This window comes from Pseudomonas sp. GL-RE-29 (assembly GCF_019947275.1).
GTDB lineage: Bacteria > Pseudomonadota > Gammaproteobacteria > Pseudomonadales > Pseudomonadaceae > Aquipseudomonas > Aquipseudomonas fluorescens_A.
The window spans coordinates 232224-249414 of the sequence record NZ_JAGYGD010000002.1 but is presented as its reverse complement, the minus strand read 5'-3'; the positions used below and the strand labels follow the sequence as shown (position 1 = coordinate 249414).

General features: G+C 60.5%; 15 protein-coding genes. 6 read left to right on the top strand and 9 right to left on the bottom strand.

The window, feature by feature from the left end; translation table 11 throughout:
* Positions 1-113: 113 nt before the first annotated feature.
* On the top strand, positions 114-533 hold the full coding sequence (locus KGB21_RS02900) for an acyl-CoA thioesterase (RefSeq protein ID WP_223503474.1): 420 nt from the start codon (positions 114-116) through the stop codon (positions 531-533).
* A gap of 71 nt (positions 534-604) precedes the next feature.
* On the opposite strand, the gene KGB21_RS02895 is transcribed toward KGB21_RS02900, so the two are convergent.
* The 4 genes from KGB21_RS02895 to KGB21_RS02880 all read right to left on the bottom strand — a co-directional run bounded on the left by KGB21_RS02895 (position 605) and on the right by KGB21_RS02880 (position 5564).
* Entirely contained in the window at positions 605-1096 is a 492-nt protein-coding gene (locus KGB21_RS02895; protein ID WP_034148489.1) for a glycine zipper domain-containing protein, read from the bottom strand.
* A 303-nt stretch (positions 1097-1399) separates the two neighbouring features.
* Positions 1400-3748, bottom strand: a complete 2349-nt coding sequence (locus KGB21_RS02890; protein WP_034148490.1) for an FdhF/YdeP family oxidoreductase — start codon at positions 3746-3748, stop codon at positions 1400-1402.
* Entirely contained in the window at positions 3745-4584 is an 840-nt protein-coding gene (gene fdhD / locus KGB21_RS02885) for a formate dehydrogenase accessory sulfurtransferase FdhD (protein ID WP_223503472.1), read from the bottom strand. The genes KGB21_RS02890 and fdhD overlap by 4 nt, the downstream gene beginning before the upstream one ends.
* Positions 4585-4676: 92 nt before the next feature.
* Positions 4677-5564 carry a LysR family transcriptional regulator gene (locus KGB21_RS02880; RefSeq protein ID WP_223503470.1) on the bottom strand — a complete coding sequence of 296 codons (888 nt, stop codon included), beginning with the start codon at positions 5562-5564 and terminating at the stop codon, positions 4677-4679.
* Between the two features lie 136 nt (positions 5565-5700).
* Between KGB21_RS02880 and lysM the strand changes: the two genes are divergently transcribed.
* A complete protein-coding gene (gene lysM / locus KGB21_RS02875) occupies positions 5701-6141 on the top strand; it encodes a peptidoglycan-binding protein LysM (protein WP_034148493.1) in 441 nt (146 codons plus the stop codon).
* Positions 6142-6295: 154 nt separating this feature from the next.
* On the opposite strand, the gene yrfG is transcribed toward lysM, so the two are convergent.
* Positions 6296-6958, bottom strand: a complete 663-nt coding sequence (gene yrfG / locus KGB21_RS02870; protein WP_223503468.1) for a GMP/IMP nucleotidase — start codon at positions 6956-6958, stop codon at positions 6296-6298.
* A gap of 91 nt (positions 6959-7049) precedes the next feature.
* Here yrfG and nudE point away from each other — a divergent pair, with 91 nt between their 5' ends.
* Complete coding sequence (gene nudE, locus KGB21_RS02865) at positions 7050-7616, top strand: ADP compounds hydrolase NudE (RefSeq protein ID WP_034148495.1); 567 nt, start codon at positions 7050-7052, stop codon at positions 7614-7616.
* Positions 7613-8440, top strand: coding sequence for a 3'(2'),5'-bisphosphate nucleotidase CysQ (gene cysQ / locus KGB21_RS02860; protein ID WP_223503466.1), 828 nt, complete (start codon positions 7613-7615; stop codon positions 8438-8440). Before nudE ends, cysQ begins: the two co-directional genes overlap by 4 nt.
* A 167-nt stretch (positions 8441-8607) precedes the next feature.
* Here cysQ and KGB21_RS02855 read toward each other — a convergent pair whose 3' ends face one another.
* From KGB21_RS02855 to rfbC, 4 genes are all read right to left on the bottom strand, one after another.
* Complete coding sequence (locus tag KGB21_RS02855) at positions 8608-9063, bottom strand: YiiD C-terminal domain-containing protein (RefSeq protein WP_034148497.1); 456 nt, start codon at positions 9061-9063, stop codon at positions 8608-8610.
* A gap of 39 nt (positions 9064-9102) precedes the next feature.
* Complete coding sequence (locus KGB21_RS02850; protein ID WP_034148498.1) at positions 9103-10497, bottom strand: sigma-54-dependent transcriptional regulator; 1395 nt, start codon at positions 10495-10497, stop codon at positions 9103-9105.
* Positions 10494-12302, bottom strand: a complete 1809-nt coding sequence (locus KGB21_RS02845) for an ATP-binding protein (RefSeq protein ID WP_034148653.1) — start codon at positions 12300-12302, stop codon at positions 10494-10496. Before KGB21_RS02845 ends, KGB21_RS02850 begins: the two co-directional genes overlap by 4 nt.
* A gap of 97 nt (positions 12303-12399) precedes the next feature.
* Positions 12400-12945: a dTDP-4-dehydrorhamnose 3,5-epimerase gene (rfbC, locus tag KGB21_RS02840; RefSeq protein ID WP_034148499.1), complete on the bottom strand. Its 546-nt coding sequence runs from the start codon at positions 12943-12945 to the stop codon at positions 12400-12402.
* Positions 12946-13134: 189 nt separating this feature from the next.
* Here rfbC and KGB21_RS02835 point away from each other — a divergent pair, with 189 nt between their 5' ends.
* On the top strand, positions 13135-16047 hold the full coding sequence (locus KGB21_RS02835; RefSeq protein ID WP_223503464.1) for an aminotransferase: 2913 nt from the start codon (positions 13135-13137) through the stop codon (positions 16045-16047).
* Between the two features lie 263 nt (positions 16048-16310).
* Complete coding sequence (gene aguB / locus KGB21_RS02830; RefSeq protein WP_223503462.1) at positions 16311-17189, top strand: N-carbamoylputrescine amidase; 879 nt, start codon at positions 16311-16313, stop codon at positions 17187-17189.
* The last annotated feature ends 2 nt before the right edge of the window (positions 17190-17191 follow it).

Genomic DNA, 17191 nt, shown 5'->3' with positions numbered 1-17191 from the left:
GGCAAGCCAGCTCCTACAGGGGGAGCAATGTTCTGTGGGAGCTGGCTTGCCAGCGATGAATGCGACACGGTTTTCGACATAGACTGGCAACCCAACTCCAGGAACCAATACTGATGCCCCAACGCACCGAATATCCACACTTCCAACCCATCACCACCCGCTGGCACGACAACGACGCCTACGGCCACGTCAACAACGTCACCTACTACAGCTTCTTCGATACGGCGGTGAACACTTACCTGATCGAAGTTGGTGGTCTGGATATCCATGACGGTGAGGTGGTGGGGTTCGTGGTGAGCTCAGCTTGCGATTACTTTGCCTCCATCGCATTCCCGGAGCGGATCGAGATCGGTTTGCGGGTCGGCAAACTGGGCAAGAGTTCGGTGCAATATGAGTTGGCGGTGTTCAAGCAAGGCGAGGACGAAGCCTGTGCAGCGGGGCGCTTTGTGCATGTGTTTGTCGACCGGGCTTCGAATCAGCCGGTGGCGATACCGGACAACCTGCGCAGTGCGATGGAACGTCTGATGGTTTAAATCAGGCAAAAAAAATCGCAGCCCTCGGGCTGCGATTTCTGTTTGTCAGTGAACATTCCGGTATTCCGGGATCAGTCACGATGACGATAGTACTTGTGGTGCTTGCGATGGCCGTAGGCATGACCGCGACCTGGGTGGCCGTCACGGTAGTAACGACGACCATCATGGCCACGATAACGACGATCATCGTCGTCGTCATCATCGGCCTTGTTGCCCATGTAGTTACCCAGCGCGCCACCGGCGCCGCCGCCTGCTGCGGAGCCGATCAGGCTGCCGGTGGTGCCGCCCACGCTGCGGCCGACCACGTTACCGCCCGCTGCGCCCAACGCACCGCCAATGGCGGCTTCGCCACGGCTGTGTTTGTCTGCGCCGACTGCACTACCACCCGCACCGCCCAGGGCCGCGCCGATGGTGGAACCTGTATTGCCGCCCAGTGACTGACCGACGACCGAGCCCAAAACCCCGCCCAATGCGCCGCCCACACCGGCTTCGGTGTTGCCGCCAGCAGAAGCGATGCCACTGACCAGGCCAAGGGACAACAAGAGAATCGAGGAGAACTTCATAAAGGAACCTCAAGGGGATGACGACGCGATCCTGAGGCTGTGTCAGAGGTGTGACAATCGAAATCCGACGAGTAACACGACTTCAGCACATTTCTATAAGTTGCTGTTTTTTGGGCGGAACTTAACGGTTTTTCGCCGGTCTTTAGTTACTTCGGACAGGCCGTTTTTGTGAAAAAACGGCCTTTTTTGTGGGCGGTTGAAAAGTTGTTGTGCCAGCAATAATGTCAAAAGATCGCAGCCTGCGGCAGCTCCTACAGGTATCGGTGTAGGAGCTGCCGCAGGCTGCGATCTTTTGTTTTTGCTTTAAGCCGATCTGGCCAAAATCAACCCGGTCTCACTCGCCGCTTCCAACCGGATCGCCACGAACTTCGACGTCGGCGTATGGCTGCCATCCCCGGTGCTTTCCAGCGGCACCAGCGGGTTCACTTCCGGGTAGTAAGCCGCCGCTTGCCCCGCCGGGATATCAAACGCCAGTAGCGTAAAGCCCTTCACCCGACGTTCCACGCCATCATTCCAGATCGACACGATGTCAGCTTTCTGCCCCGGCTTGAAGCCCAGGCGAATGATGTCGGCTTCGTTGACGAACAGCACATCACGTTGCCCCTTCACTCCGCGATAACGATCGTTGAGGCCATAGATCGTGGTGTTGTACTGATCGTGGGAACGCATCGATTGCATGATCAGGTCCGGCAGCTTGCCGGTGGCACGGGTGCGTTCGTGTACCAGATCCTTGGGCAAAAGGTTCGGCTTGAAATTGGCTCGACCCGACGCCGTGTTCCAATTGCGCGCACCGGCACTGTTGCCCAGATAGAAGCCACCCGGGTTCTTGATCTTCTCGTTGAAGTCCTTGAAGTTGGGAATGGTGTCGGCGATCAGGTCGCGGATGCGCCGGTAGTCGGCGACCAGCCAGTTCCAGTCCACGGGTTTGCTGCCCAGCGTGGCGGCGGCGATGCCGGCCAGGATCGCCGGCTCAGAGCGCATCTGGTTCGACAGCGGTTCCAATTGGCCGTTGGAGGCGTGGACCATGCTGAACGAGTCTTCGACGGTCACCGCTTGGGGGCCTTCGGTCTGTCGGTCGATGTCGGTACGGCCCAGGCACGGCAGGATCAGCGCGTCTTTGCCGTGAGCCAAATGGCTGCGGTTGAGCTTGGTGCTGATCTGCACGGTCAGGTCGCAATTGCTCAGGGCCTGGAAGGTCCGTGGGCTGTCCGGGGTGGCCTGGGCGAAGTTGCCGCCCAGGGCGATAAACACTTTGGCGCGACCTTCGGCCATGGCATGAATCGCCTCGACCACGTTGTGGCCATTTTCACGCGGCACCTTGAACTGGAAGCGCCGCTCCAGCGCATCGAGGAACGCCGCCGGCGGGCGTTCGTTGATGCCCATGGTCCGGTCGCCCTGCACGTTGCTGTGGCCACGCACCGGGCACAGGCCCGCGCCCGGCCGGCCGATGTTGCCGCGCAGCAGCATCAGGTTGGCGATTTCCTGAATGGTCGCTACCGAATGGCGATGCTGGGTGATGCCCATCGCCCAGCACATGATGACGTTCTTGCCCTTGAGGTACATCCGCGCCGCTTGCTCGATTTCAACAAGGGTCAGGCCGGATTGCTCGACGATCTGTTCCCATTGCGTGTCGTCGACGATGCCGAGGTACTCCAGCACGTTGGCGCTGTGTTCGTTGAGGAAATCGTGATCGAACACGGCAGGCTCACCGGCCTTCTGCGCGTCGCGCTCCCATTGCAACAGGAACTTGGCCATGCCACGCATGATTGCCATGTCACCGCCCAAGGCTGGACGGAAGTAAGCGGTATTGGTCGCTTTAAAACCGTTGGTGAGCATTTCGATCGGGTGCTGCGGATGCTGGAAACGTTCCAGCCCGCGCTCTTTCAGCGGGTTGATGCACACCACTTGCGCGCCGCGTTTCACCGCTTCGCGCAACGGTTCGAGCATCCGTGGGTGATTGGTGCCAGGGTTCTGACCCCAGACAAAAATCGCATCAGCGTGTTCGAAGTCGTCGAAGGTCACGGTGCCTTTGCCAACACCGACACTTTGCGACAACGCCACACCGCTGGCTTCGTGGCACATGTTCGAGCAGTCGGGGAAGTTGTTGGTGCCATAGGCGCGCACGAACAATTGATAGAGAAACGCCGCTTCGTTGCTGGCGCGGCCCGAGGTGTAGAACTCGGCTTGATCCGGGCTCGACAAGCCTTGCAGGTGTTTGGCGATCAGAGCGAAGGCATCGTCCCAGCTGATGGGCTGGTAACGATCGGTTTCGGCGTTATAGCTCAACGGCTCGGTCAGGCGACCCTGATACTCAAGCCAATAGTCGCTCTGTTCCAGCAACGAAGTGACGCTGTGCCTGGCGAAGAATTTGCCATCGACACGCCGTTTGGTCGCTTCCCAGTTCACCGCTTTGGCGCCGTTCTCGCAGAACGCCACCATGCCGGCTTCATTGGAATCGCCCCAGGCGCAACCCGGGCAGTCGAAGCCGCCGTTCTTGTTGGTCTTGAGCATCATGCGCAGGTTTTTCAGGGCGTTGTCGCTGGTCAACCAGGCCTGGGCCACGCTGATCAGTGCACCCCAGCCACCGGCCGGGCCTTTGTAGGGTTTGTAGCGAGGTACGGGTGTCTGATCGGCTTGACGGTGTTGACTCACGCTTGATTCTCCAAAGCCGGGCTGTACACCCGCGGCGCATTCTTTTGTGGCAAATGGATGAGATTGAGGTTGTGGCGACGGGCCCATTGCACGGCGAGGCCCGTGGGCGACGACAGGCTGACCAGTGTCTGGATACCGGCGCGCAAGACTTTCTGGATCAATTCGAGGCTGCACCGGCTGGTGACAATCGCCAGCCCGCCAGTGATCGGGATGTTGCGGCGGATCAAGCCACCGATCAGTTTGTCGAGAGCGTTGTGCCGGCCGATGTCTTCTCGACCCAGCAGCAGTTCGCCCTTGTCGTTCATGAACACGGCCGCATGCACCGCGCCGCAATACTGGCCGAGCGGCTGGAACTCGTTGATGCGCTGCCGCAGGCCGTCGAGCCATTCTGCAGGTGGTAGTGGCGCTCCGGGCAACACCTGGAGGTCCGGCAACGCCTGCTCCACCGCTTCCACGCCACAGAGCCCGCAACCGCTGGTGCCGGCCAGTTGCCGACGCTGCTGCTTGAGGTTCCAGAAGGCGCGGTTGGCGATGGTCACTTGCGCGTATTGCGCCGACCCCGAGCCGCTGAGTTGCAGGTCGTAGATATCAGTGGCGTCCTGGATGATGCCGCTGCCCAGGCTGAACCCGACGATGAAGTCTTCGAGATCCGTCGGAGTCACCAGCATCACCGCCTGGCTGATGCCGTTATAGGCAATCGCCAACGCGACTTCCTCGGCCAACGCAGTGCTGGCTGATTCCGAGTATTCAAGGTTGCTGTAGCTGTAGGTCTGGCTGGCAGCGGGCTCGGGCGTTTTTGGGGCGGGCGCCGAGCAGTCAGGGCGCTTGGCGTTCATGGCATCACCGGCGGTTTGATCAGCTTTAAGACTAGGCGCGACAACTTGTCGCGTCTAATCGCTAATACTGATCTACCGATAGATGGCGTCGATCAAGAGCTAGGCAGCGATTGCTGAAAAATCGCGAAACAAGCTTCCGCCAACGCTGAGCGAGGGGCGCTACGACGCATGATCAGCCCCAGCCGGGCGAGGGTCTGGGCATTTTCGATGGGGTGCAGGCGCAGGTGATCGGTGAGGTTTTCCAGGCCACCGTCCAGCGGCATCACGGCGCAGCACAGGCCGCCGTGCACAGCTTGTAACAGTTGATGCACCGCATCGGTCTGCAACAGCGGTTGCGGTGTCAGGCCGCGGATGTGGAAGTTGTGGTCGATGGACTGGCGAAAGTGCATGCCGCTGGTGAGCATGCCCAATGGCAGCTCCATCAACGATTCCCAACTCAGCGACGCCTCACTGAAGGTAAAGAAGCGCTGATCGTAGAGCAGGCCCATGCGTGCTTCGCTGAAGGTCAGCGACTCGAAGCGTTCGCTGTCCAGGCGTTCCAGGTAGGAAACCCCGATATCCAGGCGGTTGTTCGCCAGTTGTTCGAGGATCTGCTCGGAGCTCAATGCCGAGAGTTCGAAGCGCAGGCTCGGGTGTTCGGCGTGAAGGCGTTGCATGAGCGGCAGAGGATCGAAGCTCGACAGCGGCACAACGCCCAAACGCAACGTACCGACCAGATTGCCGCGACATGCGGCGGCCTCGGCGTATAACCCGTCATAGGCCGCCAGAACCGTGCGAGCCCAGGCCAGTACGCGTTCACCCGGTGCGGTAAAGCCTTCGAAACGCTGGCCGCGATTGACCAGCGGCAGGTCGAGTTCTTCTTCGAGGCTGCGCAGGCGCATCGACAGGGTTGGCTGGGTGATGTGGCAGCGCGCGGCGGCCTGGCCGAAATGCCGGGTTTCGTCGAGAGCGATGAGGAATTTCAGCTGCTTGATGTCCATCTTCGCTCCAGTGTTCGGGAAGGGGCGGATTCTATCGCTTGGCGGGAAGCGGCGTCATTGGTCGGGTTGAATCCGCAAGTGACGGGTGTGGTCTAGGCTTTTGCGTCTGGAACCCGAAAACCAAGGAGAGTGCACCATGAGTCTTTTGAGCTTTGTGAAAGAAGCTGGCGAAAAACTGTTGGATTTACTGACGCCGGGAAACGCCAATGCCAGCGAGCAGTTAAAGGAACACATCAGCAAAGTCGGCCTGGGTAATCCAAATGTGCAGGCGACAGTCGATGGTGACAAGGTCACTGTGACCGGTGAAGTGGCGAGTCAGGAAGAGAAAGAAAAAATCCTGCTTGCAGTGGGCAATATTGCCGGTGTCGGCAGTGTGGATGATCAGATCACCGTGACCGGGCCTGTAGTAGTGGCCGCGAAATTTGTGGTGGTCGAGAAGGGCGACACCCTGAGCGCCATTTCCCTGCGTGTGTATGGCGATGCCAACAAATATCAGAAAATCTTCGAGGCCAACAAACCGATGCTCAAGGATGTGAACAAGATCTATCCAGGGCAGTCGTTACGTATTCCTGAATAACACAACACCTGTGGCGAGGGAGCTTGCTCCCGCTGGAGTGCGAAGCACTCCCAATCCGGCCAATGCGTTCTATCTAATAGATCGCGTCAGTTGAATTGCGACTGCTGCGCAGCCGAGCGGCAGCAAGCTCCCTCGCCACAATGACGTGTCGGGTCTAAAGCCCGGTAATGAGCTCCCGATAATCCCCCACCGCCGCAAACTCTGCCGTGTCCTTCGGCCCCTTGCGGCTGTCCGGCTCGCGCACGGCCAACAGATGGGCCACGCCAAAATCCCGGGCACTGCGCAGGATTGGCAGCGTATCGTCGATAAACAGGCTACGCGCCGGCTCGAAGTCGATGTCTGCCTGCAACGCCTCCCAGAACTGCGGGTTTTCCTTGGGAAAGCCGTAATCGTGGGAGCTGATCAAACGCTCGAAGTACGGCGCCAGTTCGATTTTCTCCAGCTTCAAGGACAGGGAATCGCGGTGCGCGTTGGTGATCATCACCACGCGTTTACCGGCCCGTTTGATCGCCGCCAGGAACGTATCGGCATCTGGGCGCAGGGCGATCAGGTGCGCGGTTTCGAGTTTCAGTTCGCGCACCGGCAGCTTCAATTCGGCGCTCCAGAAATCCAGGCAGTACCACTGCAACTGCCCGGCATTGCGTTCGAACAATGGCTGCAGTTCCAGCTCGGCCATGGCCCGGCTCACCCCGTGCAACTCGGCATAACGCTGGGGCAGGTGCTCCAGCCAGAAATGGTTGTCGAAGTGCAGGTCCAGCAGCGTGCCGTCCATGTCCAGCAGAACAGTGTCGATGTCGCGCCAGGGCAGCAGGGACATAAAAAACTTCTCCAGCGGTAAAAAAAGGTATCCGAAGACAACAATCAGGATAGGCCGGGTATAGTAACCCGCTATTGCCCAGGAGCCGCTCATGCGCCAGAAACCCACCATCCTCGCCCGCGAGATTGTCGCCACCAGCCGTTTATTCTGCGTCGAAGAGCTGAAGCTGCGCTTTTCCAACGGCGTGGAACGCACCTATGAGCGTTTGGTCGGCAAGGGCGCGGGTTATGGCGCGGTGATGATCGTGGCGATGCTCGATGCGGATCACGCCGTGTTGGTCGAAGAGTATTGCGGCGGCACCGATGCCTACGAGCTGTCGCTGCCAAAAGGTTTGATCGAGCCCGGTGAAGACGTGTTGGCAGCGGCTGAGCGTGAGCTCAAGGAAGAAGCCGGTTTCGGTGCCCGGCAACTGGAGCATCTGACCGAGCTGTCACTGTCGCCCGGTTACATGAGCCAGAAAATCCAGGTGGTGCTGGCCACCGATCTCTATGAAGAACGTCTTGAGGGCGATGAGCCTGAGCCGATGGGCCTGGGCAAGGTCAATCTGCGCGAACTCTCGGCCTTGGCGCAAAACCCTCAATTCACCGAGGGCCGCGCTTTGGCGGCTCTGTATCTGGCTCGTGATCTGCTGACTCAACGTGGAGTGTTTCTGCCATGAATTTCCCACATCCATTGATGGAGCCGGTGGTTGAACTGGCATTGCAGGCCGGTGACGCGATCCTGCCGTTCTGGCGCACGGGCACAGCGGTAACTGCCAAATCGGACGACTCGCCCGTCACTGCGGCAGACCTGGCGGCTCATCACCTGATTCTGGCCGGGCTCACGGCGCTTGATCCGAGTATTCCGGTGTTGTCCGAAGAGGACGCCAATATCCCCCAGAGCGTGCGCGCCGGGTGGCAACGCTGGTGGCTGGTCGACCCGCTGGACGGGACCAAGGAATTCATTTCCGGTAGTGAAGAGTTCACCGTCAACATCGCTTTGATCGAGCAGGGGCGGGTGGTGTTTGGTGTGGTTTCGATGCCGACCAATGGGCGCTTTTACGTGGGCGGTGCCGGACTGGGGGCGTGGCGGAGTGACAAGGGCAGCACGCCGGTGGCCATTCAAGTGCGTGACGTACCGGCACCGGGCGAGGCCTTTACAGTGGTTGCCAGCCGGCGGCATTCCAGCCCTGAGCAGGAGCGTTTGCTGGCGGGATTGAGTGCCAGTCTGGGTGAGCTGGAACTGGCGAATATCGGCAGCTCATTGAAGTTTTGCCTAGTGGCTGAAGGCGCAGCGGATTGTTACCCACGGCTGGCGCCGACTTCGCAGTGGGACACAGCGGCAGCGCAAGGCGTGCTGGAAGGCGCGGGCGGTGAGGTGCTGGAGTTGAGCGGCGTGCCTTTCAGCTATCCGGCGCGGGAGTCGTTGTTGAACGAGTTCTTTTTGGCGCTGCCGGCGAAGGCGGCATGGCGCGAGAAGTTGTTGGAACTGGCCCGGGCCTGAACTTCACAACATATTGTGGCGAGGGAGCTTGCTCCCGCTGGGTTGCGTAGCGGCCCCAAACCCAGGCACCGAGCAACATCAGTAAACCCGGTTGCGTGATTTGCGGCTGCTGCGCAGCCGAGCGGGAGCAAGCTCCCTCGCCACAGGTTTTTTGTAGGTGTTGATGATTACCGGTGCAGGACGTACTGCCCGACAAACCGCACCGCATCCTCATCACTCCCCGCATTCAACACCCGCGTAGCCAACGTCAGTCGCGCGCGTCCATAGCGCTGGTACATCGTCAGAAACTTCTTCCACACCTGTGCACTCGGCGCCTGGCAAATGGCATGGGCGTCGCCCGTCACCGGCAGCGGATAGCTGATCTGCCCTTCCTGAATCACGATGTGCCCGTCGGTGATGCCTTCCTCCTTCAAGCGCAAATGCAGCCAGCCCCAACCCGCCAGCACCGCGCCGCAGTACAGGCTGCCGCCGAACATGGTGCTCTTGTGATTGACGTTGGCGTCCAGCGGCAAGTGCAGGCGCAGTTGCTGGTCATGCCAGTCGAGCACCTTGAGTCCCATGTCCCGGGTGAGGGGGATGTCGTGGTGGAGGACTGATTCCAGTTGACGACTTTCGCGGCTCATTCAGGGCCTCTTATTGGCAGTTGATGATTTGACGGTGGCTCAATCGAGTTCGTCGGTGTGACTGGCGGCACCGCTGTCGGCGAAGCTCAGACCGTGCTTGCGCAGTTTGTCGTGCAAGGTCTTGCGCGGAACGCCCAGCGCTTCGGCGACGCTGCGCACCGAGCTGTGGGAGCGTGCCAGTTCAGCGGCGATCAGGGTTTTTTCGAAGTTTTCCACTTGCTCGCTCAGGCCGCCGCTGACCATTTCGATCGGCGCGCCGGACGGGTTTTGCGATTCGTTGTTATCCAGCGCCAATTCCAGGCCCAAAGCAAAGCGTTCGGCGGCATTCTGCAGTTCGCGCACGTTACCGGGCCAAGTGTGGCGCAGCAGCATGGCGCGTTGTCCCGGTTGCAGTTCGTGGGGCGGCAAGCCGTGCCGGGCACTGGCTTCATCGGCAAAGTGCTGGAACAGCATCAAGGCGTCTTCACCGCGCTCGCGTAGGGGTGGAATGCGCAGCGGTGCGACGTTCAGGCGGTAATACAGGTCGGCGCGGAAACGTCCCTGATCGGCGGACTGACGCAGGTCTTCCTTGGTGGCGGCGATGATGCGGATGTCCAGCGGAATCAGCTGATTGCCGCCCAGGCGTTCGACCACCCGCTCTTGCAGCAAACGCAGCAATTTCACCTGCACATCCAGGCTCATGCTTTCGATTTCATCAAGGAACAATGTGCCGCCGTTGGCGAATTCGAACTTGCCGATGCGACGCTTCTGCGCGCCGGTGAAGGCGCCCGGCTCGTGCCCGAACAGCTCGCTCTCGACCACCGATTCGGCCAGTGCTCCGGCGTTGATCGCCACGAACGGTCCGTTGCGTCGGCTCGACAAGTCATGCAGCGCCCGAGCCACCACTTCTTTACCGGCACCGGTTTCACCGAGGATCAACACGTCAGCCTTGGTCGCCGCCAACGCACCGATTTGCTCGCGCAGGCGCAGCATCGACGGCGAATGGCCAACCAGACGGGTGCTCAACTCATTGCGATCGCTCAGGGCCAGACGCAGGCTACGGTTGTCCAGCACCAAGCGGCGCAGGGCCAAGGCGCGGCGCACGCTGTCGAGCAGGGCGTCGCTGGCGAAAGGTTTTTCCAGGAAGTCATAGGCCCCGGCGCGCATGGCTTGCACCGCCAGCGGCACGTCGCCATGACCGGTGATCAGCAGAACCGGCAGTTCCGGGTCCTGGGCGTGGAGTTCGGTCAACAATTCCAGACCGTCCATGCCTGGCATGCGGATATCACTGACGACAACGCCCGGCCAGTCACGCTCCAGTTGCGCGGCCAGGCCCTTGGCTTCGGCCAGCGGCAGAATCTTCAGGCCGGCCAGATCCAGCGTTTGGCTCAAGGCCTGGCGCAGATGGGGATCGTCGTCGATCAAGACGACCTGGATGCGGTTGTCGATGGTCATGCACTTCGGTCCTCGGACGGTTGCAGGCTCACACCCGGTGCGCCGGCGCGCAGCTTCAGGGTAATCAACGCGCCACCTTCCTTGTGGTTGGCGAACGACAGTTCACCGCCGAAGGCGCGCATCAGTGTTTCGCAGATCGCCAAGCCCAAACCCAGACCCTGCGTGCGGGTCTTGGTGGTGTAGAAGGGCTCGCTGGCGCGACCAAGTGCCTCCAGGCAGAAACCGGGGCCATTGTCGCGAATGTACAGGTTGACGCCATCGGCGGTGGACTGGGCACTCAGCCAGAGTTTACGCGGCGGACCTTTTTCGGTCAGGGCATCCAAAGCATTGGCGAGCAGATTGCCGAGCACCTGGCGCAGACGGGTTTCCCCGGCCTCGACCCACAACGTGGCGGCGGGCAAGTCGCGGATCAGTTCGACTTCCATGCTGCGCCGACGCTTGGCCAGCAACGCCAGGGCATCGTCCAGCGCTGGTTGCAGGGCGACGCTTTCCGGGGCGTGGCGATCGCGGCGGGCGAAGGCGCGCAGGTGAGCGATGATCGAGGCCATGCGCCCGGTCAATTCGCTGATCAGCTTGAGGTTGCCGCGGGCATCGTCGGTGCGCTGATGATCGAGCAGCACTTCGGCGTTTTCCGCATAGCTGCGAATGGCCGCCAGCGGCTGGTTGAGTTCGTGGCTGATGCTCGCTGACATCGTCCCCAGTGCCGACAATTTGCCGGCCTGCACCAGGTCATCCTGGGCGCGCACCAGCTCTTGTTGGGCCTGCTCGCGCTCCAACACTTCCTGTTTCAGTCGACGGTTGAGGCCTTCCAGATCGCTGGTGCGCTCGGCGACCCGGCCTTCCAGTTCGCGCCGTGCCTTGGCTTCGAAGGCGATTCGTTCAAGGTAATGGCGGCGGCGTTGCATCATCAGGCCGAGCAACAGCATCACCACCAACAACGTCGCGCCACCGATGGCGAGTACGGTGCGCACCGGGCGGTCGATCAGGGTCCGCGGCGCGAGGATGCTGACATTCCAGCCGGTTTCCGCGATGGGCTGGGTCTGGGTCAGCCAAGCGTTGGGATTGAGCCTCAACGGCTTCGGATCGCGGGTTGGATAAGGCTGGATCGCGGTGATGGCCTTGCGCTCGTCTTCGCTCAATGGCCGGGTCGAGCGGAAGCGCCATTCCGGCCGCGAGGTCAGAATCACAACACCGTTATGGTCGGTCAGAAGCAATTGCTCCGGGGTTTTGCCCCACAGGCTTTCGGTGTGATCAAGGTCGACTTTGACCACCAGCACGCCAGTAATTTTCTCGCCATTACGTACGGCAGCGGCGAAAAAGTACCCGCGTTTGGCGGAAGTGGTACCCAGCCCGAAAAAGCGCCCGAGTCGCCCGGCCATGGCTTCGCTGAAGTAAGGGCGGAAGGCAAAATTGCGCCCGACGAAACTGTCGTGTTTGTCCCAGTTGGACGCGGCCAGGGTTTTGCCCGTGGTGTCCATCAGGTACATCACTTCGGCACCGGTCTGGGTGCTGATGTTTTTCAGCAGGCGATTGGCGTTGCCTTGGGTGACGCTGTCGTCCGGCGCCCCAAGCACCGCGCGCAGGGCAGGCAGATCGCCGAGGATCTGCGGCAACACTTCATAGCGGTGCAGGGTGCCCAGCAAGTTGGCGACGTAGAGGTCGAGGGTCTGACGGTTCTGGCCGGCGAGTTCGCTGCGGTAGTAGCGCTCGGCCAGATGCTCCAGCGGCCACAGCAACGGCGCCAGGCATAAGGCGAGCAATGCCAGGCTGCGCCATCGAGGTCTGCGGGGGAGAGTCGGGGTCATGAGCATCGAGCGCCTGTGGGTACAGGCGCATTATGCCTAGGCTTGCGGGCGCAGTCTGCGCACCTTGAGGCTGCGGGGTGAAGCTTCAACCTGCGTTTCAGGCAAAAACTTCAGCGTCCTTGAACAGTACCCCGGCCTTATCCTTGCCTGACAGTTGCGGTTCGGCGTCCAAATGCCAGTCGATCGCCAGGTCCGGGTCGTTCCACAGAATGCAGCGCTCGGATGACGGGCTGTAGTAGTCGGTGGTCTTGTAGAGGAACTCGGCGTACTCGCTCAACACCACGAATCCATGGGCAAAACCTTCCGGTACCCAGAGCTGGCGGTGATTCTCGGCGGACAGGCGTACCGCCACCCATTTGCCGAAATGTGGCGAGCTGCGGCGGATATCCACTGCCACATCGAGTACTTCACCGACCGTGACTCGAACCAGTTTGCCCTGGGTATTTTCCAGTTGGTAATGCAGGCCACGAACTACGCCTTTTTGCGAGCGGGAATGGTTGTCCTGAACGAACCTGACGTTCAGGCCGGTAGCTTCCTGGAAAACCTTTGCGTTGAAGCTTTCGTAAAAAAAACCTCGCTCGTCACCAAATACCTTGGGTTCGATGATCAGAACACCGGGCAGGTCGGTGGTGACTACATTCATGGTGTTACTCCAGTAATGGGCGTTGATGGTCAACATTCTTGCGCAGAGTCTTGATCAAGGCGAGTGGCGGGTCATTTTTTCCTTGTTCATGTGTGAGGCCGGTTGGTCGTCAGACCGGTGAACGGGGGGTTGCGTAACGCCCCGAGCAGTGGCGATATAGGCGCCTAATAAAACTTCAGGGGTCGTTGTATGCCGCTCGCCACGTTGATTCATCGCGCCAGTTTGCCCAGCCCGCAAGTCTCTGCGGAGCAAGCGCTCGAGCTGTTGCAGAACCATTACGGGCTCAGCGGCAGGTTGCAGGCCCTCGGCAGCCAGCAGGACCTGAACTATCGCGTCGACAGCGACCAGGGCCGTTTTGTCCTGAAAATCTGCCGTGGCGACTATTCGGCGCTGGAACTGCAAGCCCAGCACGCCGGGCTCAAGCATTTGGGCGAACACCCGGACGTGCACGTACCGCGGGTGATCCCGGCGAAAAACGGCGCGGACTTACTGTCCCTTGAAGTCGGCGGGCAAGCGGTGCACGTGCGCCTGCTGGACTACATCGAAGGCCAGTCCCTGACCCACCTTGATCATTTCAACCGCACGGTGGTGGCCGGCTTCGGTCGCTTGTGCGGCGAGATGGACCTGGCGCTGGCGGCGTTCGACCATCCGGGGCTGGAGCGCACACTGCAGTGGGATGCCCGCCATGCCCAGGCGTTGATCACGCATTTGCTGCCGGTGATCCAGGATGATGCCCAGCGCAAGCTGATCGCCGAAGCGGCGGAGCAAGCCGAGCGCCATCTGCAACCTCTGGTGGATAAGTTGCCGGTACAGGCCATCCATATGGACATCACCGACGACAACGTGGTGTGGCAGCGCGACGCTGAGCGTCAATGGCAGTTGCAGGGCGTGATCGATTTCGGCGATTTGATTCGCACCTGGCGTATCACCGATCTGTCGGTGACCTGCGCCGCATTGCTGCACCACGCCGATGGCGATCCGTTTTGCATCTTGCCGGCGGTGCAGGCCTATCACGCGGTCAATCCGCTGACCCATGAAGAGTTGCTGGCGCTGTGGCCGCTGATCGTCGCTCGCGCGGCGGTGCTGGTGCTCAGCGGTGAGCAGCAAGTCAGCATCGATCCGGGTAACGACTACAGCCGCGACAACCTGACCCATGAGTGGGAGATTTTCAGTGTGGCGACATCGGTGCCGCTGGCGTTGATGGAAGCCGCGATTCTGAGTTCTGTCGGGCAAAACCTTCCTGCCATCGGCAGCGAAGATTTCGCGCCGCTGCTGCCAAGCCTGGTCGGGCGTGAATTTGCATTGATCGATTTGGGTGTACTCAGCCCGCATTTCGAGGCCGGTAACTGGGAGCAGGAGGGTATCGATCAGCGGTTGTTGAACGAGGCCGCCGCTGCGCACGGTCTGGCGGCCAGTCGTTACGGGCAATACCGTTTATCCCGCACCCGGCCGGACAGCGCCATCGAACCGGACACCTGTCCGTTGCACGTCGAGTTGCGTGTGCCTGATGGCACGGCGGTGGAATCGCCGTTTGCCGGCATCGTCCATCAGCCGGCGCCGGGCGTGCTGCAACTCGACGGCCCGCAACTGAGTGTTCGGCTGTGGGGCGTAACGCCGTCGCTGCACGCGGGCGCTGCGCTGGTCAAAGGCCAGGTGCTGGGTTCGGTCAGCGGGCCACTGATTGTGCAGTTGAGTCGTGGTGCGACGCTAACGACGCCATTGTTTTGTACCCCGTCGCGCGCAGATGCCTGGAAAGCGTTGTGCCCGTCACCGGCGGCGCTGCTGGGGCTGGCCTGCGATGCGGAAGAAGAACTCGACGCGCCCACCTTGCTGGCCCGTCGCGACGCCAGTTTCGCCCGCACGCAAAAACACTATTACGTCGACCCGCCGCGCATCGAGCGCGGCTGGCGCAATCACCTGATTGACATGCAGGGCCGCTCCTACCTTGACATGCTCAACAACGTCGCGGTGCTCGGCCACGGCCATCCGCGTATGGCGGAGGTAGCCAGCCGTCAATGGTCGCTGCTCAACACCAACTCGCGGTTCAACTACGCCGCCGTCGCCGAATTTTCCGAACGCTTGCTGAAGCTGGCGCCGGACTCCATGGACCGCGTGTTCCTGGTCAACAGCGGCAGCGAGGCCAATGACCTGGCGATTCGCCTGGCGTGGGCCTACAGCGGCGGGCGCGACATGCTCAGTGTGCTGGAGGCTTACCACGGCTGGACCGTGGGCGCGGACGCGGTGTCGACTTCGATTGCCGACAACCCCAAGGCCTTGAGCAGCCGTCCGGACTGGGTGCACCCGGTGATTGCGCCGAATACCTATCGCGGCGAATTCCGCGGCCCGGACAGTGCGCCGGATTACGTGCGCAGCGTCGAACACAACCTGGCGAAAATCGCCGAACAAAAACGTCAGCTGGCCGGTTTCATTTGCGAGCCGGTGTACGGCAATGCCGGTGGTATTTCGCTGCCGCCGGGTTACTTGCAGCAGGTGTACGCCATGGTTCGCGCCCGGGGCGGTGTGTGCATTGCCGATGAAGTGCAAGTCGGCTACGGGCGTATGGGCCATTTCTTCTGGGGCTTCGAAGAGCAAGGCGTGGTGCCGGACATCATCACCATGGCTAAAGGCATGGGCAACGGCCAGCCACTGGGCGCGGTGATTACCCGCCGGGAAATCGCCGAAGCGCTAGAGGCCGAGGGCTATTTCTTCTCGTCCGCGGGTGGCAGCCCGGTGAGTTGCCAGATCGGCATGGCGGTGCTGGATGTGATGGAAGAAGAAAAACTCTGGGAAAACGCTCAGGTCGTTGGCGGCTATTTCAAGGAGCGTCTTGAAGCGCTGATCGATATTCATCCGTTGGTGGGCGCGGTGCATGGTTCCGGGTTTTATCTGGGGGTGGAGTTGATCCGCAACCGCGAAACCCTGGAGCCGGCCACCGAAGAAACCACAGCGCTGTGCGACCGCTTGCGTGAGTTGGGAATCTTCATGCAGCCGACCGGTGATTACCTGAACGTCCTGAAAATCAAACCGCCGATGGTGACCTCGCGCCAGAGTGTGGATTTCTTCGTCGACATGCTCTCGAAAGTATTGAACGAAGACCTCTGATCCGCCCCTGTAGGAGCTGCCGCAGGCTGCGATCTTTTGATTTTTCTTTGCCATTCATGGCGCTGAAGATCAAAAGATCGCAGCCTTCGGCAGCTCCTACATTTCTGGGTGGTAATTCGATTGTTATCGGGAATAAGTGCTTATATTTAGACGAATTGCACATTATTAGCTTCTAAAGCCGATTTTTATCGGATATAAAGTCGCCAATGCCAGGGCGTGGATGAACCATGCCCGACCGTCACGCACTTGCCCGGAGATGATTCATGAGCCGTAACGTTACCGTCGCCGCCACTCAGATGGCCTGTTCCTGGGACCTCGAAGGCAACATCGAAGTCGCTGAAAGGCTGGTGCGCGAAGCCGCTGCCAAAGGTGCACAGATCATCCTGATCCAGGAACTGTTTGAAGCGCCGTACTTCTGCCAGAAGCCGAACCCGGATTACCTGCAACTGGCCACGACGGTTGAAGACAACGTCGCCATCAAGCATTTCCAGAAAGTCGCCAAGGAACTGCAAGTGGTGCTGCCGATCAGCTTCTATGAGCTGGCGGGCCGCGCGCGTTTCAATAGCATCGCGATCATCGATGCCGACGGCAGCAACCTCGGGATTTATCGGAAAAGCCACATCCCGGACGGCCCTGGCTACCACGAAAAGTATTACTTCAACCCGGGCGATACCGGCTTCAAAGTGTGGAACACCCGTTACGCGAAAATCGGCGTGGGCATTTGCTGGGACCAGTGGTTCCCAGAGGCCGCGCGCAGCATGGCGCTGCAAGGCGCGGAAATTCTGTTCTACCCGACCGCCATCGGCAGTGAGCCGCACGACAAGGCCATTTCGTCCCGCGATCACTGGCAACGCGTGCAACAGGGCCACGCCGGCGCTAACCTGATGCCGCTGATCGCCAGTAACCGCATCGGCAACGAAGAACAAGACGGCTACGACATTACCTTCTATGGTTCGTCGTTCATCGCCAACCAGTTCGGCGAGAAGGTGCAGGAACTCAACGAAACCGAAGAAGGCATTCTGGTTCACACCTTCGACCTCGACCAACTGGAACACATCCGTAGCGCGTGGGGCTCGTTCCGTGACCGTCGTCCGAACCTGTACAGCGCGCTGAAAACCCTCGACGGTACCCTGGAGTCCTGATC